Raw genomic sequence first — 2,838 nt, 5'->3', positions numbered from 1 at the left:
GGTCCTGACTTGTTCCCAGATGGGTGGCGGCCCACAGGGGGCCAGCAGCACATCCAATCAGTACGCTGACTATCCAGTTGCCGATGCCGGTCATCCAGAAGATAAACGGGATAAACGGCAGGTAAATAGATAACGAAAAACCGGCACAGAACAGCAAAAACAGCAGGAAGTAGAGTGGTGGTGCGGAGGCTTCCAGAAAAGCCTTTGCTGCATCAGATAAGCCGCTGACGGCATTGACCAGTCGGCCAAAAACGGAGTTGCTGCCGGCAGTAGAAAGCACCCTGACGGTGGTATAACCCGCCCAGATGGTTTCTGTTGTGACCATGGTGTAATCACCGATATCCTTCATCTTCAGCAGGGGATTTGCCTGATAGGATGTAGTTCCTGTACTAGAATATACAGTTGCGATTTTATATGTCAGTTTCGTAAAGTCCGGTGACATTAACTTTATAATTGCACTTTGTGGATCATTTGTATTGGCAGCATATATCTCATCAGAAGATGTTAGATTTCCCAGCGCAGGAGTATATGGTGAGTTCTGTAACTGTGCCTGGTAAGCTCCTTTGACTTCCTTCAGGAACTCAGTATCTCCGGCTTCGCCCTGCGATGAAACTCCACTCACAGTGGGGGCACGGTCGGCCAGTTCTGCCAGTCGCTGGTTGGCGGTGGCAAAGGTCTGGTACCAGGCCCCCAGGGCAACCCAGCCGTAGGTGGTCAGGTAGGATTTCAGCTGCTCCCTGCGCTCAGTTTCTGCGTTATCTGTTGGCAACGCCTTCTGCACCGTTTCTTCATACCTGTTGGCAGCCTTCTGAATACGGCTTTCAATATCCGGCAGGTTGCCGTTACCCGTGTCGCGTCGGGTCCGGTACGCTGACACAAATTCCTGTGCTGCGCTGTCCAGGTCACGGAGCATGGTATCCATGGCAGACCGTTGTGCCGTCAGGACACCCTGATACTCCGTTTCAATGAAGGGATTGAAAAAATAGTCCAGTGCGGACTGGTTGTTGCTGCCATTCCCTTTCACGGAGAGACTCACACTCCCGCAGGTGGCACTGCCATTTGAAACGGTGACGGTATACCTGCCGTTCTCTGTCCGTGAGGATTCGCTCATGGGGGGCGTTGATGAACGGGCAGTACGGTTAAAGTCATCGAGGCCTGCATTCATGGCGTGTTTGCACAGCGCCATCTCCAGTATTCCCCGTGCTGCCGTGCGGGTGGAGACATGAACTGGCTGTACGGTCATTGAATAGCCTTCAGCGATGTTTTCTGCAGCAGTCTGAACCATGATATTGGCGGAACCAATGCCCATGATGGATGCGCCCCAGAGCATGACCAGTTGTGCCAGGCTCCAGCCGGAAGCGGTGGGCACAATCATCATAAAACCGCTCACAATACTGAGCATTCCGACGACGTCCCGTCCGTTGTTAAAGACATTGCCCTGGTGGCCGGTGCGGACAACATGGCGGATTCCAATAAACAGGAACCAGACTATCCCCATAATGGCGATAATTGCGTTAAACACCATGAACAGGTTGCCGATAATGGTGTTGCTGCTGGCTGTCAGGGGATTTGTGACCACGTCGCCAAAAATGGTGACCAGTGCCTGGCGCGACAGGTCATCCGGATTGGTGGCGGCGCTCACAATGTCCTGATAGGTGACGAATGCCTGTGCAGGTACGGCAGCCAGCGCCAGACCCGCACTCAGTGCTCTGGGTATGATTTTCACGATAACTCCGGAACCGAAGGGATGCAGGGCATCAGCCTCCGGAATGAGGAAAAGGAATTGCAGACCGGACGGTCAGTACTGCCGGTGGGTAATGGCCAGCCATGTGGCCTGTTTCCAGCCGTGCCGGGCCTGCAGGTAATCGGGGAAGGTGCCCTGTTCGTCCTCGCTGACCCGCCGTTCATTCAGTTGCCAGAGGCGGTATGACACAATCAGGGTTTTTGAGGCACACAGTGCTGCAATGGCACTCATCAGTAACAGGCAGGCCAGTATACGTATCAGGGTGATGGCCGGAAGCGCTGTGGCAGCAAGGGCCATGCCGCACAGCAGAAGTACCGGAATCATCATCAGCCAGAATCCTGTCCGCCAGAACATCCTGCGGCGTCGCAGACGCCGATCCAGTTCGTTGACCGTAAGGCCACTGGCCCTGACGGCTTCTTCCCAGGTCATACAGACCGGACTCTCCGGTTGCCGGTCGGGCATGAGGCGCTTCAGGCGCGTTTTATGCTGGCCCAGCATATGGCGGCAGCTGCGCTGCATCCACCGGGTTTCTGCCAGTGGTGCGAACAGGTTTATCCCGATGTCACCGATGCGGCGGAGACGGGGGGCCGGTTTTTTTTTGTCGGTGCTGTTGTCGTCTCTCATCTTACGCTCCCTTGGCTCATGGCCTGTGACAGTTCACCGAGACGCTGTCCGTAATACTGTCGTGCCGCCAGTGCCAACTGCTGCCCGGCGATAACATTACCCTGGCGTATCTGCTCTTTCAGGTCGTTCATCTGCCAGTTCAGCAGGGCGGTGGTGCGCAGCAGTTCACGGAGAAGGTTATCGCCTTCCATGCCCTGCAGATCCTGCTGCCAGTCGGTGTTTGCATAGCGTCTGCCAGCTTCAAAGGCCTCAAACTCCCGCTGGCTCATGTGACCACGGGTGCGGGCCTCTGATGATGCGGTCCGGTCAAAATATGCCGCAGCGGATGGTGACTGCAGGGCTTCAGTCAGCGCTCCACGGGTGGCCTCATTAGGGGTACTGTCAGCTATCAGTGACAGTTGCGGATGAGAAGCGGCATCGATGATGCCGTTGTATTCATTCTGCAGGCCCACATACGTGCGCCCGGTCTG

At 55.5% G+C, this 2,838-nt stretch carries 3 protein-coding genes; all 3 read right to left on the bottom strand.

Going from position 1 to position 2,838, the window contains the following annotated elements; all coding sequences use genetic code 11:
- Positions 1-1,726 (bottom strand): DotA/TraY family protein (locus E0D98_RS23040; protein WP_131891106.1); only part of this gene is annotated, 1,726 nt, incomplete at its 3' end.
- A gap of 72 nt (positions 1,727-1,798) precedes the next feature.
- Positions 1,799-2,368 (bottom strand): conjugal transfer protein TraX, encoded by a 570-nt coding sequence (gene traX, locus E0D98_RS23035; protein ID WP_047086909.1) that lies wholly within the window; start codon positions 2,366-2,368, stop codon positions 1,799-1,801.
- Positions 2,365-2,838, bottom strand: a 474-nt coding sequence (gene traW / locus E0D98_RS23030; protein WP_032354362.1) for a conjugal transfer protein TraW, incomplete at its 5' end; no start/stop codon positions are given. The genes traW and traX, both read right to left, overlap by 4 nt.

This window comes from Escherichia sp. KCJ4928, from assembly GCF_004352695.1.
In the GTDB taxonomy this organism is placed as follows: Bacteria; Pseudomonadota; Gammaproteobacteria; order Enterobacterales; family Enterobacteriaceae; genus ECMA0423.
Note: the sequence above shows the minus strand (reverse complement) of the source record. Positions and strands in the feature narration are given on the sequence as shown.